The 23,312-nt window shown below is 74.9% G+C and carries 15 protein-coding genes and 4 tRNA genes; 3 read left to right on the top strand and 16 right to left on the bottom strand.

Going from position 1 to position 23,312, the window contains the following annotated elements; translation table 11 throughout:
- Window positions 1-57: 57 nt before the first annotated feature.
- Window positions 58-258, bottom strand: coding sequence for a hypothetical protein (locus ACFWJ4_RS25935; protein ID WP_359913925.1), 201 nt, complete (start codon window positions 256-258; stop codon window positions 58-60).
- Between the two features lie 154 nt (window positions 259-412).
- Between ACFWJ4_RS25935 and ACFWJ4_RS25940 the strand changes: the two genes are divergently transcribed.
- On the top strand, window positions 413-1,366 hold the full coding sequence (locus ACFWJ4_RS25940; protein ID WP_380547486.1) for an aldo/keto reductase: 954 nt from the start codon (window positions 413-415) through the stop codon (window positions 1,364-1,366).
- A gap of 99 nt (window positions 1,367-1,465) precedes the next feature.
- Here ACFWJ4_RS25940 and ACFWJ4_RS25945 read toward each other — a convergent pair whose 3' ends face one another.
- The 6 genes from ACFWJ4_RS25945 to ACFWJ4_RS25970 form a co-directional block, all read right to left on the bottom strand.
- On the bottom strand, window positions 1,466-2,485 hold the full coding sequence (locus tag ACFWJ4_RS25945) for a C40 family peptidase (protein ID WP_380547489.1): 1,020 nt from the start codon (window positions 2,483-2,485) through the stop codon (window positions 1,466-1,468).
- Complete coding sequence (locus ACFWJ4_RS25950; RefSeq protein ID WP_380547492.1) at window positions 2,482-3,693, bottom strand: SPFH domain-containing protein; 1,212 nt, start codon at window positions 3,691-3,693, stop codon at window positions 2,482-2,484. The genes ACFWJ4_RS25945 and ACFWJ4_RS25950 overlap by 4 nt, the downstream gene beginning before the upstream one ends.
- Window positions 3,694-3,950: 257 nt before the next feature.
- Complete coding sequence (locus ACFWJ4_RS25955; RefSeq protein ID WP_380547495.1) at window positions 3,951-7,028, bottom strand: Ig-like domain-containing protein; 3,078 nt, start codon at window positions 7,026-7,028, stop codon at window positions 3,951-3,953.
- A gap of 373 nt (window positions 7,029-7,401) precedes the next feature.
- A tRNA-Arg gene (locus ACFWJ4_RS25960) sits at window positions 7,402-7,477 on the bottom strand.
- Window positions 7,478-7,508: 31 nt separating this feature from the next.
- A tRNA-Arg gene (locus ACFWJ4_RS25965) sits at window positions 7,509-7,584 on the bottom strand.
- A 213-nt stretch (window positions 7,585-7,797) separates the two neighbouring features.
- Window positions 7,798-7,891: transfer RNA gene (locus ACFWJ4_RS25970), tRNA-Ser, on the bottom strand.
- Window positions 7,892-8,068: 177 nt separating this feature from the next.
- Here ACFWJ4_RS25970 and ACFWJ4_RS25975 point away from each other — a divergent pair.
- Window positions 8,069-11,608, top strand: a complete 3,540-nt coding sequence (locus tag ACFWJ4_RS25975) for a PAS domain-containing protein (protein WP_380547498.1) — start codon at window positions 8,069-8,071, stop codon at window positions 11,606-11,608.
- 77 nt (window positions 11,609-11,685) lie between these two features.
- Here ACFWJ4_RS25975 and ACFWJ4_RS25980 read toward each other — a convergent pair whose 3' ends face one another.
- The 3 genes from ACFWJ4_RS25980 to ACFWJ4_RS25990 all read right to left on the bottom strand — a co-directional run bounded on the left by ACFWJ4_RS25980 (window position 11,686) and on the right by ACFWJ4_RS25990 (window position 16,139).
- Window positions 11,686-13,347 (bottom strand): long-chain fatty acid--CoA ligase, encoded by a 1,662-nt coding sequence (locus tag ACFWJ4_RS25980; protein WP_380547501.1) that lies wholly within the window; start codon window positions 13,345-13,347, stop codon window positions 11,686-11,688.
- A gap of 588 nt (window positions 13,348-13,935) precedes the next feature.
- Entirely contained in the window at window positions 13,936-15,222 is a 1,287-nt protein-coding gene (locus tag ACFWJ4_RS25985) for a hypothetical protein (RefSeq protein ID WP_380547503.1), read from the bottom strand.
- 44 nt (window positions 15,223-15,266) lie between these two features.
- Window positions 15,267-16,139: a DUF1906 domain-containing protein gene (locus tag ACFWJ4_RS25990; protein ID WP_380547506.1), complete on the bottom strand. Its 873-nt coding sequence runs from the start codon at window positions 16,137-16,139 to the stop codon at window positions 15,267-15,269.
- Between the two features lie 152 nt (window positions 16,140-16,291).
- Between ACFWJ4_RS25990 and ACFWJ4_RS25995 the strand changes: the two genes are divergently transcribed.
- Window positions 16,292-17,359, top strand: coding sequence for a DMT family transporter (locus ACFWJ4_RS25995; RefSeq protein WP_380547509.1), 1,068 nt, complete (start codon window positions 16,292-16,294; stop codon window positions 17,357-17,359).
- Window positions 17,360-17,412: 53 nt separating this feature from the next.
- Here ACFWJ4_RS25995 and ACFWJ4_RS26000 read toward each other — a convergent pair whose 3' ends face one another.
- The 6 genes from ACFWJ4_RS26000 to ACFWJ4_RS26025 form a co-directional block, all read right to left on the bottom strand.
- Window positions 17,413-18,201 carry a pyridoxal 5'-phosphate synthase gene (locus ACFWJ4_RS26000; protein WP_380547511.1) on the bottom strand — a complete coding sequence of 263 codons (789 nt, stop codon included), beginning with the start codon at window positions 18,199-18,201 and terminating at the stop codon, window positions 17,413-17,415.
- Window positions 18,202-18,719: 518 nt separating this feature from the next.
- Window positions 18,720-19,049 (bottom strand): hypothetical protein, encoded by a 330-nt coding sequence (locus ACFWJ4_RS26005; RefSeq protein WP_380547514.1) that lies wholly within the window; start codon window positions 19,047-19,049, stop codon window positions 18,720-18,722.
- A gap of 457 nt (window positions 19,050-19,506) precedes the next feature.
- Window positions 19,507-20,871 (bottom strand): FAD-binding oxidoreductase, encoded by a 1,365-nt coding sequence (locus tag ACFWJ4_RS26010; RefSeq protein ID WP_380547517.1) that lies wholly within the window; start codon window positions 20,869-20,871, stop codon window positions 19,507-19,509.
- A 126-nt stretch (window positions 20,872-20,997) separates the two neighbouring features.
- On the bottom strand, window positions 20,998-22,209 hold the full coding sequence (locus tag ACFWJ4_RS26015; RefSeq protein ID WP_380547520.1) for an MFS transporter: 1,212 nt from the start codon (window positions 22,207-22,209) through the stop codon (window positions 20,998-21,000).
- Window positions 22,210-22,254: 45 nt separating this feature from the next.
- A complete protein-coding gene (locus ACFWJ4_RS26020) occupies window positions 22,255-23,082 on the bottom strand; it encodes a MerR family transcriptional regulator (protein ID WP_359897792.1) in 828 nt (275 codons plus the stop codon).
- 118 nt (window positions 23,083-23,200) lie between these two features.
- Window positions 23,201-23,288 (bottom strand) — tRNA-Ser (locus tag ACFWJ4_RS26025).
- Between the last annotated feature and the right edge of the window lie 24 nt (window positions 23,289-23,312).

The following is a 23,312-nucleotide window of genomic DNA, read 5'->3' on the forward strand; positions in this document are numbered from 1 at the left end:
TGAGGAACTCGGCTCCCGTCGGGCGGGTGACCCGGACGTGGGTCACCCGCGCGAGGGTCACTTGACCGCCAGCCAGATCACGCCGCCCAGGGCGACCAGCACGACGACGGCGATCAGCGCGATCACGCCGGTGCGGCTGCCGCTCTTGCTGCTGCCGTAGGTGGAAACGTTGCCCGGGGCCTGGGGCGCCGGGCTCTCGTCGACGAACGCCCGGAACATCTGGGTGCTGCCGGCGGGGTCGTAGTCGTTGTCAGCCATGGCACGGACTCTAACGAATCCGCCCACCTCGGGCACACCCCGGACCCCCGTCGCGCGGAACACACCACCCCCACGTGCGACAGCGGTACGACGGCTCCGTGAAGACCGCGCGGTTCACGGAATGCCCAGCCGCGCAATCCGGTTGACTTCTCCCATGACCGGAAACCACAGCCGGGTCCGCCTCGGCACCTCCGACCTGTCCGTCTTCCCGCTCTCCCTCGGCGGCAACGTCTTCGGGTGGACGGCCGACGAACAGCAGTCCTTCGCCGTACTGGACGCCTACGCGGCAGCCGGCGGCAACTTCGTCGACACCGCCGACGTCTACTCCGCCTGGGCCCCGGGCAACACCGGCGGCGAGTCCGAGACCGTCCTCGGCAACTGGCTGCGCAGCCGCGGCAACCGCGAGGACATCGTGATCGCCACCAAGGTCGGCATGCACGCCGAGCGCAGCGGCCTCGGCGCCGCCAACGTCAAGGCCGCGGCCGAGGACTCGCTGCGCCGCCTGGGGGTCGAGCGGATCGACCTCTACTACACCCACCGGGACGACGACACCCCGGTCGAGGAGTTCGTCACCGCGCTGGACGAGCTGGTCCGCGAGGGCAAGGTCCGGGCGGTCGCCGCCTCCAACATCTCCGCCGAGCGGCTCACCGAGTCGCTGGCCTTCGCCGAGCGCGAGGGCCTGGCGAAGTACGTCGCCGTCCAGCCGCACTACAACCTGGTCTCGCGCGGCACTTTCGAGGGCCCGCTGGCCGACGTGGTCGCCGAGCACGGTCTGGCCACCGTCCCGTACTACGCGCTGGCCTCCGGTTTCCTGACCGGCAAGTACCGTCCCGGGGTCGACGGCGTGGACAGCGCCCGCGCCGAGGGCGCCGCCCGCTACCTGGCCGAGCCGCGCGGCCCCAAGGTGCTGGAGGCGCTGGACTCCGTCGCCGCGGAGCTGGAGGTGGAGCTCGCCTCCGTCGCCCTGGCCTGGCTCGCCGCCCGTCCGACGGTCGCCGCCCCGATCGCCAGCGCCCGCACCGTCGAGCAGCTCCCGCCGCTGCTGGCCGGCGCCACCCTGGAGCTCGCCCCGGAGCAGACCGCCCTGCTGGACGCCGCCTCCGCCTGAGCCCGCCCGGCGCCACGGCTGCTCCGCCCCGCAGCCGCCCTGGACGTGGTCCGGGCCCCGACAGCGGCGCACTGTCGGGGCCCGGACCGGGTTCCGCGGCTACGGCCGGCCGAAGTGGGTCGGGTAGTAGCCCGGGCCGAGGGTCGAGATCCGGACGGTCGTCCCGGGCCGGGGTGCCTCCACGAAGGTGCCGCCGCCCAGGTAGATCCCCACGTGGTGGATCCCCGAGGCCCGGCCGCTGTCGGACCAGAACACCAGGTCGCCGCGGCGCAGTTGCCCGGCGCTGATCGGCGTGGTCGCCGCGTACTGGTCGTCGGCCACCCGCGGCAGGCTGATCCCCGCGCGCCGGTAGGCCTGCTGGACCAGCCCCGAACAGTCGTAGCCGGACGGGCCGTTGCCGCCCCAGACGTACGGCTTGCCCAGTTGGGCGAGCGCGTAGTCGATGGCCGCCTCCATGCTTCCGGGGGCCGGCGAGGACTTGGCCGACGGACGGCTCGCGGGGACCGCGGGCTGCGCGGGTGCCTGGGCCGAGCCGCCGGACTGCCCGGTGCGGCTCGCGTAGACGTCGTAGTGGCTGGTCCAACGCCACTCGCCGGAGCCGCTCTTGAACCAGTACTTCGACCCGTCCCAGCCCTGGCGCATCCCGCTGGAGGAGGCCGAACCGTTGGAGGCGGCCTGGGCGGTGGCGCCGGCCCGGGCGGAAGCGCCGGCCGAGCCGGCGGACTGCCCGGTGCGGCTCGCGTAGACGTCGTAGTGGCTGGTCCAACGCCACTCGCCGGAGCCGTTCTTGAACCAGTACTTCGACCCGTCCCAGCCCTGCTTCCCGGCCGCGGCGTGCGCGGATCCGGCGCCGGCCGTCAGGCCGACGACGCCGGCGCCCGCCAGCACGGTGGTGGCCAGGCAGGTGCTCCGCACGGCCCGGTGTATTCGGCTGCCGCCGGCGGCCGCCGCGGAGCGGGCGGTGCGCGGCCGGACGACGCAGTTCGGGCAGCCGCAGCCCGCGATCGCGGGGATGCTGCCGAGTCGCTCCTCGAAGCCGATCAGACCGGGATCACCGTCGGGGCCGCCTGAGCCGATGGTGACGGCGGGTTCGGCGTAAGCGCCGGTGGCTATCCTCATGCGGGTCGTCCTTCCTTCCGCCCGGCGCGGGCGGCCGGGGACGGTACCGAGGCGGCCACTCCGGCCGGGGCGACGAAGGCGACCAGCAGCTGTTCCATCAGCGCGCTGCGGGCGGCCTCGTCCAGTTCGTGTGCGGTCGCCCGCTCCAGACGGCGGACGGCGAGCGCCGCCGCCTCCACCGCGTCGTCCACCAGTACCGTGCGCAGGCCCGCGTCCAGGTCGGCCAGCCGGCGCCGGCGCATCGACTCGGCCACCTCGGGCGCGTACTCCAGGGCCAGCGGCTGCACCGAGTAGACCTCCAGGCCGGCCGGGGCGGCCTCGGCCGCCAGAGCTCTGGTCATCTCGTCGGCGAACCACTGCCCGTCGCGCAGCGCGGGACCGGGGGCCGCGTTGCTGTCGCAGGGCAGGGTGGACGCGGTGCGGGTGAGCACCGCCTGGACCTGCTCGCGCAGGTAGCTCTCGTGGTCCTCGATCGCCAGCAGCGCCCGCGCGGTGTCCTTGACCCGCCAGACGATCAGCAGCCGGACCACGATCGGCGTGCCGGTGCGGTCCACCACCTTGACCGGCTCGCTGCGCCAGTGCCGCAGCCGCACGTCCACCCGACGACGGCGCAGCAGCGGGTTGACCCAGACCAGACCGGCCCGGCGGACGGTGCCCCGGTAGCGGCCCCAGCGGGTCAGCACCCGGGTCTCGCCGCCCGCGTTGGCCAGCAGTCCGGCGAGCGCGAGCACCACCAGCAGGCCGGCCGCGGCCGCCGCGGCGATCCACTGCGCGTCCACCTCCACCCGGCCGCTCTCCCGTGCGGCGGTGCCGCGCAGGTCGGGCAGCGCTTCCCAGTACGGGATGACGCCGGTGCGCAGCAGTACGAACAGCACACCGGCCACGCCGATCAGCACGGCCAGCAGGGCGATCCAGCCGGGCAGCGCGGCGGCGCGGTGCTCGCGCAGCGCCTGGTCGGCGCGCGGCGGGCGCCGGGAGGTGGTGGCGGTCGCGGCTCCGGCCGCCGTGACGTCCAGCAGCTCGACGGTCTCGGGGGCGGCCGTCTCCAGCGGGTCGCGCCGGTCCGCCGGGCCGGCCTGCGCGGGGCTCGGGACGACGGCCAGCGGGGTGGTCGCCGGCCCGCTGTCGGCCGGGCCGTCCGACGTGACGGTCCTGATGGCCGTGGTTCTGGCCAGCGGGCTGGAGCCGGAGGCGGAACGTTCCGGCACTGCCGGCGGAAGCACCTTGGGCAGATTGTCGGGTCGTTGCGAAGAATCGCGGGTGACGTCCATGCACGGATCCTCTGGGTCGGTGTGTCGCGCAACGGGCGGCCCGGATCTGACGGGCAGTGCCAGGGTCAGGCTAAGTTCATACGTCATCAAATGCGACATTTGAACCGAGGTGTGTCGACATTTACTGACGAATCATCCAAAGCCGACCTGACGCGCAGGCACATGAGTGGATGGTCGGGACAGTTCGGCGCCGATCAGCGCCGAGGAGCACCGGCCCTGCGGGCGAACACCCGACGGGTGATCAGCCCCAGACCGGTGAGCACCAGCAGGATTCCGGCGAGCCCACCGCGCCGGCCGGCCTCCCCGGGCTTGCCGGACGCGCCCTGCGACGCCTCCGCCGGAGGAGCCGCCAACGGCCGGGCCGCAGATCGGATGGACTCGGCGGGTTCGGCGGGTTCGGCGACGGCCCCGGCCGAGTCGGCAGCTCCGGCGGTTCCGGCGGCCGTTCCGGCGGTCCCGGCGGTCCCGGCGGTTCCGGCCGGCGAGGGCGCGGACTGCACCGCGGCGACAGCGGCCGGCAAGGCGCCGACACCGTCGGCCGGAGCCGGAGCCGGAGCCGGAGGAACGGTCGCGGTGGTCGAGGGGATCGGGGCGACGAGCCCGGTGGACGCGACGGACGCGGTGGTCACGGTGGCCGCCGCCGGGGCCGAAGCGCTCGGACGCGACTTCGGTGCCACCGACGACGCCACCACCGGACTTGCCGTCACCGGCCGGGCTCCCACCGACGGAACCACGATCGGCAGCGCCGCGGGCACCTCCGAAGGCACCGCCGCGACCGACGGACTCGGCGAGGCCACCGCCGAGCCCTGAGCGCTCGGGCCCGACCCGCCGAGGTTCGACGGCACCGCCGACGCACCGGACGCCACCGGGCTCGGCGACGCCGACCCGGGTGCCACAGGACTCGCCGCCGGACCGGACGCCGTCACCGTCGTCGCTGCCGTCGTCGGGCTGGGCCGGGCCGAGGCCGACCGGGTCGGGCTCCCGGCCACCGGGCTCGACACCTCCGCGGCCGGGGCCGAAGCCGTCGGACCGACTGCCGTCGAACTCTGTGCCGTCGGGCTCTGTGCCGTCGGGCTCTGTGCCGTCGGGCTCGGCGACACCGAAGCCGACACCGCCGGGCTCGACGCCGCCGGATCGGGCACCGCGCCCGCAGCGGCGACCCGTACCGGCACCGGCTCCGCCGAGACCTCGTTGCCCGCCCGGTCGGTCGCCGTGACGAGCAGCCACTGGTCCCCGTCCGTCAGGTCCCGGTTGGCCGTGCAGCTCCAGCTCCCGTCGAACGCCGCCGTGGCCCCGCAGAGCACCATCCGCCGTTCCGTCTCCGAGGCCGCCCCGGGCCGCACCGTGACCAGCACGTTCCCTCCCGGCTCCGCCCGGCCGGCCAGCTTCGGCCGGCTGACCCGCACGGTCTCCCCCGGGGCCGGGGAGGTGAGCACCGGCCGCTGCGGCAGACCGGTGTCGACGACCAGCTCCACCGGCGGCCCGGCCGTCCGGTTCCCCGCCGCGTCGACCGCGACCGGGGTGAGCAGGTGCTTCCCGTCCGTCAGGTTCTCGACCGGCAGGCAGGACCACCGGCCGTCCGCCGGCACCCCCGTGATGCACAGGTCGTCGTCCGAGCCCCGTTCGACCACCGAGACGGTGCTGCCCGCCTCGCCGGTGCCGGTGAGCCGGAGCCCCGGGTCGTTGGTGTAGGCGGGGACGGTGAGCGTGGGGGCGCCCGGCGGCACGCTCTTCACGCTGACCCCGACCGGCTCGCCGCGCAGCACCACACCGCCGGTGGTGGTCTCCACCGGGGTGAGGGCGTGCGGACCCGGCGCCAGCCCGGTGTCGGGGCGGCAGGACCAGTCGCCGCCGCGCAGGACCTTGGCCTTGCAGAGCGCGGTGTCGCCCTCGACGACCTCCACCGTGGCACCGGACACCGCGCCCCCGCCGCTGATCCGCGGGCGGGCGTCGGCGAGCACGGCCCCCTCGACCGGCTCGGCGATCTCCGGCCGGGCGGCGCCGACGGTCAACTCGATCCGCTGGTCGCTGACCTGTCCGGAGTCGGCGAACCCACCGGAGGAGACGAGCTGGCCGGCGTCGCGGCCGATCCGCAGCCGGGCCCAGGTCCCGCCGGAGGCCGCACCGGCCGGGACGGTCCACTCCAGGGTGGCGGTGTCGGCGCCCGGCGGGACCTCGGTCTGCACCCGCTCGGCGGGGTCGAACCGGCCGGTGCGGTCGAAGTCGATCCAGCCGGCCAGGGTCGCGGGCTGGTCGCCGACCGCGACCGGGACGGTGAGCCGGTAGTAGTGGCCGATCGCGGCCTCGGCGGGGAAGGCGATCGCCGGGTCGGCGCCCTGGTACTCGCCGCGGCCGGGCTGGAGCCCGGCCCGGGGGCCGTCGAACGGGCTGCGCGGGGCCGCCCCGTGGTCGGGCCGGACCAGCGGCCCGCTGCCGGGGGCCCCGGCGGAACGGCTGCCGGCGGTGCGCGCCGGACCGGCCGCGTCGGCGCCCAGGAAGAGGTCGGTGACCACGTGCGAGGCGTTGCCGTAGTCCTGCGGGGCGGTGCCGAGGTCCTCGTCGACGGTGACGGTGTAGGCCTGGTGCAGGACGGGCGGGGCGGTGGTGCTGCCGGCCCGGGCGACGGAGCGCTGCTCGACCCGGAACACCGCGGTGCGGACCGTGCCGGCCAGCTCCAGCGAGCCCTCGGCCGCCGAACCGGGATCGCCGTCGGACGCCCCGTCCGGGCTCGCGGGGGCGAGGACGTTGCCCTCGACCGTCCAGCCGGGCCAGTCCGTGCGGTCGACCAGGGCGGGGGCGGCCGGCGAGCCTCCGGTCACGGTCAGCCGGGTTGCCGTGCTGGTGCTGCCGGAATTCCCGGTGGCGAGCGCGGCCAGGCCGCTGAGGTGCAGCCGGGGATTGCGGACCGGGCGGGAGAAATCCAGCCGGAGCGTTCCCACGGTGCGCCAGGAGCCGTCCGCCTGCGGACGGTCGGGGGCGAGGTCGAAGGTCTGCGCGGGATCTCCCGGCCGCATTCCGTCGGCATAGCGGGCGGCGGGGAGACCGGCGGCGGAGCGGTCCGCCAATTCGCCCGGTGCGGCGGTGACGCCGGTGCCCGGGGCGGCATCGAGATCGAACCGGACCGAAAGTCCGGAGGGCAGCACCGCCCGGTGCTCGGCGGACCAGGTGTCGGGGGACTGGCGGGCCACCGAGAGCGGGGCGTTCCACGTGGTCAGCAGCCCGGTCGCGAGGACGGCCAGGGCGGCAGCCGTAAGGGAAAACTGTCGGCTCATCCGGCTCTCCTTCGCGGTGGGCTGCCGGGCTGCCGGGCTGGCGGGCAGGCGGGCAGGCGGGCTGCACAAGATCCGACAAAAAGGAATCACGACCCAGGGCCGGGCATACGGCGACACCTGTGCTTTTGGCCGTGTCCCACCCGATCGGCGGTCATTCGGGCGGCAGGACGGGATGTACCCGAAACAGCTGCATTTCATCCATTAGGCGGCAATCGGCACCACTCGAACGGACGCAAGAACGGGAACTCCGGACCCATCCGGGGGACACCGGCCGCCAGGACGGAACCATCCACCGCAGGGCTCTGTTCGAATCAGTGGCCCGGCACGCCGGGGAACGAAAGAAGCCCCCGGCCGGTGGCCGGGGGCTTCTCGATGGTGCGCTCAGCAGGATTCGAACCTGCAACCTCTTGATCCGTAGTCAAGTGCTCTATCCGTTGAGCTATGAGCGCAAGGAACGGGCGAACCCGATCTTGCGAAGGTTGGTGCGCTCAGCAGGATTCGAACCTGCAACCTCTTGATCCGTAGTCAAGTGCTCTATCCGTTGAGCTATGAGCGCTCGCCCTGGTGAACGTTGTCTCCGGGGCGTTGCGGGGACAACATTACATGACCTGCGGCGTAGGACGAAATCGGTTGATCCGGGCCCCCGCCGACCCCTTCCGGCCCCGCCGTGGCCACGCTCGGGGCCCGCTCCGGGCCGCACCCGCACCCGCACTGCGCCCGGAAACGCGAAGAGCCCCCGTCGACGAGATCGTCGACGGGGGCTCCCGACTGGCGGAGGCTGAGGGATTTGAACCCTCGATCAGGAATAACCCCGAAACCGCATTAGCAGTGCGGCGCCATAGACCGGACTAGGCGAAGCCTCCCCACATGGATCGCATCCGCGCGAGCGGACCCGTTCCGTGTGTCAGTGATGATGCCACAACCGTGGGGCTCGGCACCAACCACCGCCAACGTTACTAGGCGGGTCGACCCCGCCGCAAAGAAGAATGAGATACTGCCGTCTCCGGAGGAGCTGCCCCGAGCCGAGGAGACCTGTCGACGTGAGCAGCAGGCCGATCCGAGGCGCTGCTCGCCTCGCCGCCATACTCGACGCCCTGCCCGACGCGTTGCTGCTGGTGAACAGCAACGGCACCGTCGTGGACGCCAACAGCGCGGCGGTCCAGGCGTTGCAGGCGCCGGGCACCTCACTGGTCGGCATGGGCGTGCTGGGCCTGCTGCCCGAGTTCGACCCCAGCCGCATCCCCGGCTCGATGCGCCCCGCCACCCGCGACGACGAGGCCCTCGACCGCCCGGTCCGGATGACCGCCCACCGCACCGACGGCACCACCTTCCCGGTCGAGGTCTCCGGCAACGACTTCGCCGACGACGGCGACGGCCGCGGCTACGCGCGCTCCCCGTACGACTCGTACCGCGAGAACTCGCCGTCCTCCTCCGACCTGCTCCTGCTGCTGGTCCGCGACCTCTCCGGCCGGCTCGGCGTCGAGGCCGAGCTGCGCCGCCAGCACAAGCAGACCGAGATGATCCTGCGCGCCGCCGCCGAGGGCGTGCTCGGCGTGGACCTCGAAGGCCGCTGCGTGCTGGTCAACCCGGCCGCCGCGCACATCCTGGAGTACCGGGCGAGCGAGCTGGGCGGGCGCGAACTGCACCCGCTGATCCAGCACTCCCGGGCCGACGGCACCCCGCTGGCGCTGGAGGAGTCGGCGCTGCTGGACACCCTGACCTCCGGCCGCAAGCACCGGGTGCGCGGCACCGTGCTGTGGCGCAAGGACGGCCGGCCGGTCACCGTCGACCTCACCACCGCCCCGGTCCGGGACGGCGACCAGCTGGTCGGCGCGGTGATGACCTTCACCGACCGCAGCCGCGAACTCGCCCTGGTCGCCCGCAACGAGCACCTCACCGCCGTCCTGGAGAGCGAGCTGGGCGGCGCGCTGAACGCGCTGAACCAGCGGCTCGACGCGCTCGCCGCCGACCCGGCCGGCCAGCTCTGGCCGGAGGCCAACTGGACGCTGCGCCGGCTGGCCGCCGAGTGCCGCCGGTTCGGGAAGCTGATCGACGGGGTGCTCGACCACCAGCGCTGCGAGGCCGGCGAGAGCGCCGGCAGCGAGGCCAAGGACGGCAAGGACAGCAAGGACGGCAAGGAGCCCAAGGCCGGCAAGGACGCCAAGGACGGGCGGAAGCCCGCGCCCCGGGTGCCGGTCGGCCTGGACAAGGTGGTCCGCCGGGCCGTCGACGTGGCCGGCGAGCTGGTCGGCCCCGGCCGGGTGCGGTTCTCGGTGCACGCCGCCGCGGTCGAGGTGATCGCCGACGAGCGGCGGCTCGCCCAGGCACTGGCCCACCTGGTCGCCGACGTCAGCGGCATCGGACTGGCCCTGGACCCCCCCGACGCCCCCTCCCCCGGTCTGGCCGTGCCCGGGCTGAACGGCGCCGCCACCCCCGCGCTGCCGCCCGCACCCGACCTGCCGACCGTCGTGCTGGCCGCCGCCCAGCGCGGCGAGGTCGCCCGGGTCGAGATCCGCGGCCCCGGCGTCGGCGGCAGCCCCGTCCACCTGCCGATAGCCCGCGCGGTGGTCGAGCGCCACGGCGGCGTGCTCCAGCCGCACGAGCTGCCCGGCAAGGCCGGCACCACGTACGTCGTCGAGCTGCCGCTGGACCCGGTCGCCGCGAAGGCCGCCGCCGAGCGCGCCGCCGCCGAAGGCCGCTCCGACCGGCCCAAGGAGAGCGACAGCGCCGTCCTGCCCGAGCTTCCGGGCATCCCGCAGCTGCCCAGCAGCGGTGAGAGCACCGAGCCCGCGGCGACCGCCGAACAGCCCGGCGCCGAGGCCCCCGAAGCCCCCGCCGCGGAGCGGGCACCCGCCGAGGAGCCCCCCGCCGAACGGCGCGGCCGCCGAGGCCGACCGGCCGCCGAGGCTCCGGAGTCCGACACCCCCGGCGCCCCAGGCACTCCCGGCGCCCCCGATGCCCCCGACATTCCGGCCGACCAGTGGCCGAACGCCCCCGCCCGGGTCGAGCGGGCCGTCCCCGAGCAGTGGAACGGCACCGGCAACGACCCCGCGTACGGCCGCCAGGGCCTGCCCGGACCGGACGGAGCCCAGAGCGACCCGTGGGGCAAGGACGACGGCCGCTCCGGCCCCGCCTACGCCGTGCCCGTCGAGGGCCACCGGACGCCGCCGAACCGCCCCGGCGGGCGCGAGCCGCTCGCGCTCGGCCCGGCCCCCGCGCCCACCGCCCCGGACGGCACCCCGCCGGACGGCACCCCGACCTCCCCGACCACCGAGGCCGCTCAGGAGCAGGCCCCGGGCGAGACCAAGCACCGGCGCCGCCGCGCGCTGCCCTCGGCCGAGGAGTCCTCCGGCGGCTTCGCCCTGCCCGGAGCGGCCGACGCCCCGGTCTACCCCGGCCTGGAGCACGCCCTGCCGGCCGGTCCCGCGCCCGCGCCGCCCGAACCGGGCGCCACCGCGCCGACCGGACGCCGCCGCCGGCTGGCCGTCCCGCCGGGACCGGACCCGGACGCCCTGGTGAACGCCTCCGCTCCGGCCGGTCCGGTCGGCCAGGTCGAGCACGTCGGCCAGGTCGGCCAGGCGCTGCCCTCCCCCGGCACCGCGCTGGCGCCCGCCCGCGCCGCCCTGCCCGCCGCCGAGGAGCCGTCCGGCCCCCGCCCGGTCGGCACCGGCCTGGGCGAGCTCGCCCCGCCGCGCCAGCTCGGCCCCGCGCCGGTGCCCGCCACCGCGCCGCAGCCGCCCGTACCGGCCGAGGCCCACCGGACCGGACCGCGTCCGATGGCCGAGCTCCCGCCCGCCGACGAGCGGCCCGCCGACGAGCAGCCGTCTGCCCCGACCGGCGAGCTGGCCAACACCCGCCGGCTGCTGGTCTGGCCCGAGCCCGACCCGGCCACCAAGCAGGCCCTCCAGGCGCGCGGCTACCTGCCGGTGATCGTCCGCTCCCGCGAGGAGGTGGACGCCCAGGTCCCCGGCTTCCCCGCCGCCCTCTTCGTCGACCCGCTGACCGGCCCGATCACCCGCACCGCACTCCAGTCGCTGCGCACCGCGGCGCTCAACCGCCGGGTCCCGGTGCTGGTCACCGCCGGTCTCGGCCAGGCCACCCGGGACGCGGCGTACGGGGCCGACCCGGCCGTCCTGCTGCGCGCCCTCGCACCGCGCGACGGTGAGCACCACGCCCCGCGGGTGCTGCTGGTCGAGGGCGACCCGGACATCGCCGCCGCCATGATCAGCAGCCTGGAGCGGCGCGGCATGCACGTCGAGCACGCGGTGGACGAGAACGACGCGGTGGCCCGGGCCAGCAGCGTGCAGCCCAACCTGGTGGTGATGGACCTGCTGCAGATCCGCCGCCGCCGGGTCGGTCTGCTGGACTGGCTGCGCGCCAACGACCGGCTGCACCGCACCCCGCTGGTGGTCTACACCTCCGTGGACCTCGACCCGCGCGAACTGCCCCGGCTGCGCACCGGCGAGACCGTGCTCTTCCTCGCCGAGCGCTCGACCAGCGAGGACGTCCAGTCCCGGATCGTCGACCTGCTCGGGCGGATCGGTGCGATGGGCGAGGCGGGCGTCGCCGCCGCGGGCTGACTCCGTCGTGGGCCGGCTCTGCGGCTCTCGGGCTCTCGGGATCTCCGGCACTCCGGCACTCCGGCCCTTTCGGCCGGTCACTCCTTGCCGAGCACCGTGACGTCCAGCTCCTGCGCCGCGTAGCCGGCCCGGATCACCTTCTTGTCGAACTTGCCGACCGAGGTCTTCGGCACCGACTCCACGATCGCCCAGCGCTCCGGCAGCTGCCAGGAGGCGATCCGCTCGCCCAGGAAGGCCCGCAGCGCCTTCAGGCCGACGGTCGCGCCCGGGCGCAGCACCACGGTCGCCAGCGGGCGCTCGCCCCACTTCTCGTCCGGGACGGCGACCACGGCGGCCTCGGCCACGTCGGGGTGGGCCATCAGGGCGTTCTCCAGCTCGACCGAGGAGATCCACTCGCCGCCGGACTTGATGACGTCCTTGGCCCGGTCGGTGAGGGTCAGGTAGCCGTCCGCGGTGATCGTGCCGACGTCGCCGGTGCGCAGCCAGCCGTCCTCGGAGAACTTGTCGTCCGGGCGGACCGGGTCCTGGCCGGCGCCGCCGTAGTACGCCCCGGCGATCCACGGGCCGCGCACCTCCAACTCGCCCGCCGAGACGCCGTCGTGCGGCATCCGCTCGCCGCCCGGGCCGATCAGCCGGGCCTCGACGGAGGCCGGGAAGACGCCCTGGGTGACCCGGTACGGCCACTCCTGCTCGGGGGTGAGGCCGCCCGGCGGCTGGGCGAAGGAGCCGAGCGGGGAGGTCTCGGTCATGCCCCAGGCGTGCAGCACCCGGATGCCGTGGCGCTCCTCGTAGGCCTTCATCAGCGACGGCGGACAGGCGCTGCCGCCGATGACCACCATGCGCAGGCTGGAGGTGTCGTAGTCGCCCGCGTCGAGTTCGTCCAGCAGGCCGGCCCAGATGGTGGGCACGGCGGCGCTGACGGTCGGGCGGACGGCGGCGATCATCTCGGCCATCGGCTTGGGCTGGAGGAAACGATCCGGCATGAGCAGGTTGGCGCCGGACATGAAGGCCGCGTGCGGGATGCCCCAGGCCTGGACGTGGAACATCGGCACCACCGGCAGCGCGGTGTCGCGCGGGGTGAAGGCGAAGTTGTCGCCGGTGTTCACCTGGAGGCAGTGCAGGTAGACCGAGCGGTGGCTGTAGAGCACGCCCTTCGGGTCCCCGGTGGTGCCGGAGGTGTAGCAGAGCACGGCGGCCCGCCGCTCGTCGATGTCGTGCTGCCACGGGTACTCGGTGGGCCGGCCGGCGATCAGCTCCTCGTAGTCGTGCACCGCGCCCGCGAAGCCGGCCAGCACCGAGCGGTCGCCGGGGCCGCTCACCACGATGTGCTTGAGGGTCGGCGCGAGGTCCGGGAGGACGGCGGCGAGCAGCGGCAGGACGGAGCCGTTGACGATGATCACGCGGTCAGCGGCGTGGTTGACGATGAACGACAGCTGCTGGGAGGGCAGCCGCAGGTTCAGCGTGTGCAGCACGGACCCCATCGCGGGGACGGCGAGGTACGCCTCCAGGTGCTCGGTGTTGTTCCACATCAAGGTGGCCACCCGGTCGTCCGCGGTCACCCCCAGCTCGTCGCGCAGCGCGCACGCGAGCTGCGCGGCCCGCGCGCCGACCTCGGCATAGGTCCGGACGACCGGCCCGGTGCCGTCCCAGGTGGTCACGGTCGAGCGGCCGTGGATCGTCGACCCGTGCTCCAGGATTCGGGCGACGGTGAGCGGTACGTCCTGCATCGTGCTGAACACGGGTCCTCCTCGACCTGGCGGCACTGGGGGCTGCGCCTGCGGCACCTACCGGGCGGTAATGCGCGCGGACGTGCCCGATTGTGCCGCCCCCACCCCCCGCTGTCAGTATCCCGGCCCCGTTGCACGGATCACGGATTCGTCCCGGTTCCGCCCTCCGCCCGCCGCCGCACCCCCTCCGGCACCTCGGCCCCGACCGCGGCGCGATGCCGATCGGTGAAGATCCACACCTGCCCGCAGCCGGCCAACGCCGCCGTCAGCACCAGGGCCGCGAGCGCTCCGCTCCGTCGATGCGACTTCCGATGCCCCGTCACTTCTTCGGCTGCCCACTGGCGGTCGTGAGCACGTTCCTGCGGCCCCCGCGTTCGTCGCTGGGCGCTGTCGGCGCCGGTCCCGGGGACGGGGCCGGTACCGGCGTGCCGGCCTGGGCCACCGGCCCGCCGCCGAAGGCCTCCCAGATCCTGTTCGACACCCGATCCCCCGGTTCTTCCGGTTCCGCGCCGTCCGGACGAACCTATCCGGGGCGCGGGCGGTGATCCGGCGAATCGTCGAACAGACGGCGATGAACGGCTCGGTGCGGCGGCGGGGAGGTCAGGGGAGGTCGGGGCGGGTGAGGCGGAGGGAGTTGGCGGGGTCGGGGAGGTAGGCGGGGTCGAGGGTCCAGCCCTGTTCGGCGGCGATGCGCAGGGCCTGGTGGGCGCCGGCGCCGCGGTAGGTGGCGCGCTTGAGCTGGATGCGGTGCGCGGGGGTCGTGCCGGGCGTGGTGCCGGGGGTACGGGCGGCGGCGGCGCGGATGCGGGTGGCGTCGCGTTCGAGGATGCGGCGGATGTGGCGGTCCCAGGCGGCGGGGCTGTTGGTGAACTCGGCGCGGAAGGCGCGCGGGCCGACGGTCCAGCGGGCGCCCCAGCGGTCCCAGTGGTCGGGCTCGGGGCGGCTCACCCAGCAGGTGAGCAGGCCGTACACCGGGACGTAGAGGACCTGGAGCAGGAGGACGAACGGCAGCAGCGGCGCGAAGCGGACCGGCTGCGGGCCCCACGGGGTGCCGGGGGCGGCGGGCGGGTCCTGCGGGGAGGGGGCGTTCAGGGCGGCCGGGGCGGGGAAGTGGCGGGCGAGGCGGACGTGCCCGGTGTCCGTCCCGGACGCCACGCCGTGCCAGCCGTGCCGCTCCGCGAGCCGGACCACGCCGGCCGCGCCGAGACCGCGGTAGAACCGCAGCGGGAGTCCGACCCGCATCACCCGGCCGAGGTCGGCCCGCACCTCGCCGTCGCCGGCCGCGTGCGCCGCCTCGGCGGCGGCGATCCGGCGGGCCAGGATCGGGGCGACGTAGCGCTCCCAGTGCTCCGGCCTGCCGGAGAGTTCGGCCCGCAGCCGGCGGGGCGGGACGAAGCTGCGGTTGACCTTCAGCCAGCCGTCGGAGTCGGGGCCTCCCCCGCTGTAGTCCGCGAGGAGCAGGACGGCGAAGAGCAGCACCAGGCCGAGGATCCAGAGCGGCGCGTAGATCCACTGGAGGACGAACTGGACCAGCACGGCCAGGCGGTTGCGGCGCGGCGCGGGGCCGGGGAAGCCGCCGGGGCGGCCGGCTCCGGGCTCCGGCGGGGCGCCGAACCGGTCGGCGGCGTACGGCTGTTGGGGGGCGGTGTGGGCCTGGTGGGCCTGTTGCGCCGGGACGGCCTGCGGCTGCCGGGGCGGGTAGGGCTGCAGCGGCGGCACCGGCTGCGCGTACGGATTCTGCGCGTACGGGTTCTGCTCGTACGGGTTCTGCTCGTACGGGTTCTGCTCGTAGTGGTGCTGTCCGTACGGCGGCTGTCCGTACGGGTTCTGCGGTGGCGGCGCGCCGTACCCGCCGGTGCTGCCGCCGTGCCCCTGCCCGTTCGCCATGCCGTTCCCCCGTGCTCGATCGGGGGCCACCCTACCGGCGGGGCTCAGTGGGCGGTCGGGCCGTCCACGTGGTTGCGGTCGACGGTGAGGGTGGCGCCGCCGAAGGTCTCCTCGACGTTCCCGTGGTACTGGTGGACGCGCTGGTGCAAGCTCCAGAGGTCGGGGGCGAGGCCGCCGGAGCCGTCGGTGTCGGCCCGGTCGTCCCAGCGGGCGTACCAGAGCGCGTCGGGCATCGGGGAGCTGCCGGCGCGGGCGGCGGCGGCGAGGTCCGCGATGCCGGAGTCGAGGCTGGAGTAGAAGCCGGAGCGGTAGTCGGCGTCGTGCAGGGCCGCGGTCCAGCCGAGGGTGAAGTCGACCACGGCCTGGCCGCAGGCCGGGTCGCGCATCGGGTAGGCCTCGATGTCCAGGTAGACCGGGCTGCCCTTGGCGAGTCCGAGCGTGTGCAGGGCCCGGGCGGCCTCCTCCGCCTCCTCCCGGCCCTGCTCGGCGGCCTTCGCCGGGTCGATCCGCTTGGGCTTGCGGCCCGGGTCGGCGCACGGCGCCTGCAGTCCGACGTGCACCGGCAGGAACCGCCAGCCCAGCGCCCGCGCCTGGCGCACCCACTCGGCGGTGAGCCGGGGCTGGTCGCAGCCGCGCTGGGAGCCGCTGGTGTAGATGCCGACCGCCCCGTACGGGGAGGCGTCGCGCCAGGTCGTCAGGGTGTCGAGCGACGGTGCGGTGCAGGCGTCGAAGGCGGGGCCGCTCCAGGTGTCGCGGACCCGGGGCGGGCCGGACCGGTCGGGCAGCGTGACGGCCCGGATGCGGGGGGCGGCGACGGCGGCCGGGACGGTGGCTTCGGCGTTCACGCCCGTCCCGTCGGTGGCCAGCAGGAGCACGAGGGCGGCGGCGAGGAGGGCGGCGGGGCGGAGAAGGCGCACCCCGCCTTGATACTGACGGCCCGTCGGGGGCTTGCCGCAACCACGCCGCAGCGCCCGCGCGAGTCCACCCTTTCGGACGCACCCGTCCGCATCCGTCCCGATTTTTGTAACGAGCTTGCCCGTTCATCACTCCTTACGGCAAACTCACAAATATGCCCACCTCCCATACCAGCGAAACCCCTGCCGCCTCGTCGTCGGCCGCCGCCGTCGCCGAGGCCCTGGCCATGCCGCCCGCCCCCAAGGGCGAGCCTGCCGGCGAGCGGGGAAGCTGGCGACGAGGTGGGGCCTCCGGCCCCGCGGCGCCACCCGGGATCGACCCCGGCCGGTCCACCGGCCGGCTCGGCAAGGTCCTGCGGCGCCCGGAGAGGATCCCGGCGCCGCTTCTCTGTCTGACCGCGATGTTCCTGGTGCAGACCGGCATCGCCCTGTCCAAGCCGCTGTTCGGCCCGCTCGGCGTCAGCGGCACGACCTTCCTGCGGCTCGGCTTCGCCGCCGTCATCCTGCTCGCCGTCACCCGGCCCAAGCTCCGCGACAAGCGCCCGCGCGACCTCGTCGCGGCCGCACTGCTCGGCGTGGCCTCGGCCGGGATGACCTTCCTGTTCGCCGGGGCGATCGACCGGCTGCCGATGGGCACCGCCGCCACCATCGAGTTCCTCGGCCCGCTCGCGGTCGCCCTGGTCTTCGCCCGGCGCGCCAGCCACCTGCTCTGGGCGCTGCTCGCGGCCGCGGGCGTGGTGCTGCTGACCCTGCTCGGCGAGGGGGACGGCGGCGGGTCGCTCGACCCGGTCGGCCTGCTCTACGCCTTCGGGGCGGCCGCCTGCTACGCCCTGTACATCCTGTTCACCGACAAGGTGGGCGCGACCTTCCAGGGCTTCCAGGGCCTGGCGGTGTCGATGACGGTCGGCGCGCTGGCGCTGGCACCCTTCGGGCTCGGCCAGGCCTGGGACGGGCTGACCGCGCCCGGCGCCTCGCCACTGGGGCTGCTCGCCGCGGTGGCCGGGGTGTCGCTGCTGCTGCCGGTGATCCCGTACGCGCTGGAGATGACCGCGCTGCGACGGATGCCGCAGCGGGTGTTCAGCGTGCTGGTCAGCCTGGAGCCGGCGGTCAGCGCGCTGGTCGGGCTGGTGGTGCTGGGCCAGCTGCTGGGCGTGCCGCAGCTGGCCGGGATCGGCTGTGTGGTCGCGGCCAGCGTGGGCGCCACGCTGACCGGGCGGCGGTAGCCGCGCCTCCCCGGGGGGAGGCGCGGCCCGGGACGGCCTGCCCCGGGGACGCCCTACGGCCAGAGCAGGGTGCGCGACCACTCCGGGGAACTGACCGGGCCGGTACGGGTGTAGCGCAGCCGGATGTGCCGGCGCTGGGCGTCGCCCTGCCAGAACTCCACCTCGTGCGCCCACAGGGTGTAGACCGCGTGCCCCGGCGCGACCGCGTCCGGGTACGTCTCCAGCCGGCGACGGGCGACCGCCTCCGCCTCGTCGTACTCGTCGACCGAGCCCAGCGGCTCGCTCTGCCGCCCGACCAGCGCGCCGACCCGGGCGGCGGGCGAGCGGGTGGCGAACTCGGCGGCGGCGACCAGGTCGGCGGCCCGCTCGACGGTGCCGCGCACCCGGACCTGGCGGCCCAGCTGCGGCCAGTAGACGGTCAGCGCGGCGGCCGGGTGACCGGCGAGCTGACGGCCCTTGGGGCTGTCGGCGGCCGCGGAGAAGTTCCAGCCGGTGCCGGCCGCGTCGACGTCGCGCAGCACCAGCACCCGGGCGTCCGGCATGCCGTCGGCGTCGACGGTCGAGAGGGTGAAGGCCTGCGGGTCCAGTACCCCGGCGTGCAGCGCGGTGGCGAGCCAGTCCACGAACAGCGGGCCGGGCTCGGTGGGGGCGGCCGCATGGTCGAAGGAGGGCAGCGGGCGGGCCATCGGCGGACGGCCGAGCAGCAGTTCGGGGACGGACCTGGGCCCGGACCGGTGCTCGTGGACCGGCTCGGCAGACGGCTCCGGGCGCGTGTCCGCCGCGGGCTCCGGTGCAGGCCTGGCCTCGCCCGGGCCCGTCAGGCCCTCCTCCTCCGCCGCCATCGCGCACCCTTCCTTCCGATTGCCGCGGTCGCCGCCCCGGCCGGGCCGGCCCTTCGGGCCCGGGCACGTGGTGCGCTGTCGGAGCGCAACCGTACCGCCGTGCACCCACGGCTCCGGGCGCGGGCCCTCGGTGGACGGTTCCGGGCAGGGCGGCGGGCGGTTCCGGGGGCGGGCGGCGGGCGGTTCCGGGGCGGGCGGCGGGCGGTTCCGGGGCGGGCGCCGGACGCGCCGGCACCGGCACCGGCACTGACACCGGCACCGGCACCGGACACACTCGTGGGCGGTGCCGCCATCGGCACCGCCCACGAGGCCGGTTTCGCGGTGACCCTTTCCGCGGCCGGTCGAATGCGCTGTTCCCTCTGCTGTACTGCGGTGGTACCTCGGTTTCCGTTACAACCGTTCCAACCGATCCGACCGTTCCGACCCGGTCCGGGCCCGTCCGCGGCTGCTCAGCTCAGCCGCGCCACCCACGTCCGGCGCCCCCGCCTTCCGTGGTGCCCGGTGCCGCATCACGGCGGTCAGTTGAAGGTCGGGGCGACGACGACGTTGACGTCCTTGTTGCCCTGACCGGCCTGGACGTTCCCCGCGTTGTCCTTCACCGCGACGGTGTTGTCCTGGTTCGAGCCGCCGGAACCGGTGGCGGTCTGCTGGGTGGAGACGTAGTTGCCGTCGACCCCGCCGAACACGTTGCCGGTACCGGTGTTGGAGACCGCTCCGGCGTTGGAGCCGCCCTCGGCACCCGCGCCGTCGTCGGCGGCGGCACCACCGGCACCGGCCAGCAGCAGACCGGCCGCGAGTGGGCCGGCGAACAGTAGTCCGGCTGTTCGACGGGTATGGCTGCGAGCCATGAATGCCTCCAAGGAGCTGTTCACCGGGCAATGGTCGATCAAGGTGCGCAAGGTTCGTCGACCGGACGAACACCTGCGGGCTGCGACGCCGGAACACAGCCTTCCGCAACAAATCGACAAAGCACTAGCTCCCACAGCGATTTTCCCCCGTTAGCGTGATATCCAGCCGTACGGCGCATGGCCGCCGCGAAACCGGACCATGCGTCGATGCACCCCGTCCGAGCTGGGAATTCACCCGGACGGCCGAGGATCGGGGCAGCTCGGCGAGCGGCGCAAACGGCGTCACACGGTCCGCCGGTCGCACCACCCCGGCGCATGCGAACCCGTGAACGCGCCCCCGAAAAGTTCGATCACCCTTCCATGTCGACTTTCCGACCATTCACAGACCATCGGAATGTCATACCAGGGCGGCGGGAGTGAAGGCTCCGCCTGATCCGACGAGATGACTCAGTGGAAATCAGATCATCTTGCCGGGATTCAGAATTCCCAGCGGATCGAAGACCGCCTTCAGCTGCCGCTGCAGGTCCAGTGCCACCGGGCCCAGCTCACGGGCCAGCCAGTCCCGTTTCAGCAGCCCCACCCCGTGCTCCCCGGTGATCGTGCCGCCCAGCTCCAGCCCGAGCGCCATGATCTCGTCGAAGGAGCGCTGGGCGCGGGCCGTCTGCTCCTCGTCCGAGGCGTCGAAGATGACGATCGGGTGGGTGTTGCCGTCCCCCGCATGACTGACCACCCCGATGGTCAGCCCGTGCCGCTCGGCGATCGCCGCGACACCGTTCAGCATCTCCGCCAGCCGGGAACGCGGCACGGCCACGTCGTCGATCATCGTGGTGCCCAGCCGGTCCAGCGCGGGCAACGCCATCCGCCGGGCGGCCAGCAGCAGATCGGACTCCGCCTGGTCCTCGGCCGGCACCACCTCCGTCGCCCCGGCCTCCCGGCACAGCTCCGCGACCCGCGCCAGCTCGGCCACCCGGTCCGGCCCGTCGAAGGCCACCAGCAGCAGCGCCCGGGTGGACTCCGGCAGGCCCATCCGACCCAACTCGTTGACGGCCCGCACCGAGACCGCGTCCATCAGCTCCATCAGCGACGGGGTCAGACCGCGCGCCATCACCTCGCAGACCGCCGCCCCGGCCGCGTCCGCACTCGGGAACTCCGCCGCCAGCGCCAACTGCGGAGCGGGCGCCGGCCGCAGCGACAGAACCGCCCGGACCACCACACCGAGCGTCCCCTCCGAGCCGACGAACAGCCTGGTCAGGTCGTACCCGGCCACGCCCTTCGCCGTCCGGCGCCCGGTGGACAGCAGCCGCCCGTCCGCCAGCACCACGTCCAGCCCGAGCACGTACTCGCTGGTGACGCCGTACTTCACGCAGCAGAGCCCGCCCGCCCCGGTACCGATGTTGCCGCCGATCGTGCAGGACTCCCAGCTGGACGGGTCCGGCGGATACGAGAGCCCCAACTCCTCGACAGCACGGGAGAGTTCGGCATTCACCACCCCCGGCTCGACCACCGCGATCCGGTTCACCGGGTCGATCTCCAGGATCCGGTTCAGCTTCACCAGCGACAGCACGACGCAGCCGTCCACCGCGTTCGCCGCGCCCGACAGCCCGGTCCGGGCCCCCTGCGGCACCACCGGCACGCGCAACTCGGTCGCGGTGCGCAGCACGTGCTGCACCTGCTCGACCGTCTCCGGGAACACCACCACCGCGGGTTGCCCGGCCGCGCAGAAGCCCGCCATGTCGTGGCGGTACGCGGCGGTCACGTCCGGGTCCACCACGACGGCCCCCGCCGGGAGGCCCTGCGCCAGTCGGTCCGTCAGATCACTCATCGCCGCCTCCACTCGCCGCCCGCCCGCCTCCACCTCCGCACTCTGCCCGGACGACCGGGGCCGGGCAAGTGGGCCGCGGGGCGGTTGGGGAACAGGAGGCGAACGGACGGAGGGACACGGGGTGGCTCAGGCCCGGCGGAGGGCCGGGGTGGCCAGGGCGGCGAGCCCGGCGGCGGCGGTGGCCAGGGCGCAGAGCAGGGTGGGCAGGGCCGCGCCCGCCGCGTCCGCGAGCAGGCCCAGCAGGGAGTTCGAGAGCACCAGTGCCAGGCTCTGCACGAGCGTCAGCAGTGCCTGGACCCGGGAGAGATGGGTCGGCGGCGCGCCGGTCAGCACGAGCGGGCCGAGGTGGCAGGCGAACAGCCCCGAGCCGAGGCCCGCCACCGCGCTGCCGGCCACCGCCGCCACCGGCCCCGCGGCCGACGCCAGCAGCGCGATCCCCACCGAGGCCGCGCAGAGCCCGGCCGCCGCCCCCACCCCCGCCCGGGGCAAGGTGCCCCGCCGCGCGATCAGGCCGGCCACCACCAGCACCCCGGCCGCCTGACCGCCGCCCACCAGTCCCGCCGTCCCGGCCGCCCAGCCGTGTGTCCGGGCCAGCAGCGGACCGAGCAGTGCCACCACCGGCAGCAGCGCCCCGGCCGCAGCGCCGGTGAGCAGCAGGGCGGCCCGCAGCAGCGGGTCGGCCACGGCGAGCCGGACGCCGGACGCCGCCTCGCGGAGCAGTCCGGCCCGCGGACCGGACGGCCCGTCCTCCGGGGGCCGCACCCGCAGCAGGACCAGCAGCACGACCCCGAAACTCGCCGCGTCCGCCAGCGCCGCGCCGGACAGCCCACCGGCCGCGACCAGCAGGCCTCCCAGCGGTGCGCCGAGCAGGACGGCGCTCTGCCCGGCGGCCTGCCGCAGGGCGAGCGCCCGGGGCAGCCGGTCCGCGGGCACCAGCCGGCGGGGCATCGAACCGCCGGCCGGGAGGTAAAAAGCGTCGACCGTCCCGATCACGGCCGCCGCCGCGACCAGCAGCCACAACGGCGTCCCCCGGGAGGCCGCCACCAGGGCCAGCGCACCGGTCGCGACCAGCATCACCGTGTCCCCGGCGAGCATCACCCGACGGGCGCCGAAGCGGTCCGCGACCGCGCCGCCCAGCAGGACCAGCGCGGTGCGCGGCACCGTGATCGCCGTCAGGACCAGCCCGGCCGCACCGCCGCCGTGCGCGGAGGCGGCCCAGCCGAGGGCGAAGTACAGCGCGGCGTCACCCAGCAGTCCGGCCTGGACACCGGCCAGCCAGAGCAGGTACCTCCGCGGCAGCGCGGCCCGCGGAGCGACAGTGGCAGTGGCAGTGGTCATGCCGGGCGACGCTAGGGCCCTCGACCCGGTCGAGGGCAAGCGCGGCTACCGCCGGACCACCGGCTCCTGCAACTCGGTGACCCACCCGGCCCGGTCCTCCGGGCACTCCAGGTACAGCTCCCGGGCGTAGCCGGCCGAGCGGTAGCCGTTCTCCTCGATGAAGCGGGCCAGTTCCTGGCCGGTGCCCAGCACGTCGTCCATCGGGCCGCGGTGCACGATCGTCGCCGCCTCCTCGATCGGCGGCAGGTCGAGCACCTCGAAGTCGTGCTCACCCGGCCGCACCGACGGGCCCACCGGGACGGCCACCAGGACCAGCACCGAGCCGTCGCCCTCCGGCGCGTCCTGGTAGCGGGCGACGGACGGGCCGGCCGCCTCGACCCCGGCCGCGGCCAGCCTCCGGCACAGTTCGGCGAACAGCGGCCCGATCACCGGGCCGATGTCCTCCGGCTCGTAACTCGCGGCCGCACCGGCCAGTTGGGCCACCCGGACGGACGGCACCCGCTTCACCACGACATCGTGTGCGGACATGGTCCCCTCGCTCTCGATCGTCCGGAGCCTCGCCTCCACCCGGGCCAGCCGCAGCTCGTCGGCGGCGATCGCCTCGGCGAGCTGGGCCCGCCGCAGCCGCAGCATGCCGCGCAGTTCGGCCGCGTCCACCTGCTCGTCCAGGACGGCGCGCACCTGCTGCAGGGTGAAGCCGAGCTCCTTGAGCGCGATCACCCGGTTGAGCCGGGCCAGTTGGGACGCCTCGTAGGAGCGGTACCCGCTGACCGGGTCCACCCGGGCGGGCCGCAGCAGCCCGATCGCGTCGTAGTGGCGCAGCATCCGTACCGACACCCGGCCGTGGCTGGCGAAGTCTCCGATGTTCAACATGATGCGCCCACTCCATCCCCTGCCACCGTGTCAGGGTCAACCCGGCCGCCCGGGAAACACCGAGGGCGGGTGCCGAGCGAACTCGGCACCCGCCCTGAGCAGGTGGTTCTCCTACCGGCGGAGAGCGTGGGATTCGAACCCACGGTACGGGGTCACCGCACGACAGTTTTCAAGACTGTTCCCTTAGGCCGCTCGGGCAGCTCTCCAGGCGGAGGTCAGCCTAACGGGTC

Origin of the sequence: Kitasatospora sp. NPDC127067 (assembly GCF_042724755.1) — a bacterium.
Classification (GTDB): Bacteria; Actinomycetota; Actinomycetes; order Streptomycetales; family Streptomycetaceae; genus Kitasatospora; species Kitasatospora lactacystinica.

What these genes read in the sequence shown, in the direction of transcription:
- ACFWJ4_RS25935 (WP_359913925.1), bottom strand. Translation starts at nt 258, where the DNA reads ATGGCTGACAACGACTACGACCCCGCCGGCAGCACCCAGATGTTCCGG.
- ACFWJ4_RS25940 (WP_380547486.1), top strand. Translation starts at nt 413, where the DNA reads ATGACCGGAAACCACAGCCGGGTCCGCCTCGGCACCTCCGACCTGTCC.
- ACFWJ4_RS25945 (WP_380547489.1), bottom strand. Translation starts at nt 2,485, where the DNA reads ATGAGGATAGCCACCGGCGCTTACGCCGAACCCGCCGTCACCATCGGC.
- ACFWJ4_RS25955 (WP_380547495.1), bottom strand. Translation starts at nt 7,028, where the DNA reads ATGAGCCGACAGTTTTCCCTTACGGCTGCCGCCCTGGCCGTCCTCGCG.
- ACFWJ4_RS25985 (WP_380547503.1), bottom strand. Translation starts at nt 15,222, where the DNA reads ATGGCGAACGGGCAGGGGCACGGCGGCAGCACCGGCGGGTACGGCGCG.
- ACFWJ4_RS25995 (WP_380547509.1), top strand. Translation starts at nt 16,292, where the DNA reads ATGCCCACCTCCCATACCAGCGAAACCCCTGCCGCCTCGTCGTCGGCC.
- ACFWJ4_RS26000 (WP_380547511.1), bottom strand. Translation starts at nt 18,201, where the DNA reads ATGGCGGCGGAGGAGGAGGGCCTGACGGGCCCGGGCGAGGCCAGGCCT.
- ACFWJ4_RS26005 (WP_380547514.1), bottom strand. Translation starts at nt 19,049, where the DNA reads ATGGCTCGCAGCCATACCCGTCGAACAGCCGGACTACTGTTCGCCGGC.
- ACFWJ4_RS26010 (WP_380547517.1), bottom strand. Translation starts at nt 20,871, where the DNA reads ATGAGTGATCTGACGGACCGACTGGCGCAGGGCCTCCCGGCGGGGGCC.
- ACFWJ4_RS26015 (WP_380547520.1), bottom strand. Translation starts at nt 22,209, where the DNA reads ATGACCACTGCCACTGCCACTGTCGCTCCGCGGGCCGCGCTGCCGCGG.
- ACFWJ4_RS26020 (WP_359897792.1), bottom strand. Translation starts at nt 23,082, where the DNA reads ATGTTGAACATCGGAGACTTCGCCAGCCACGGCCGGGTGTCGGTACGG.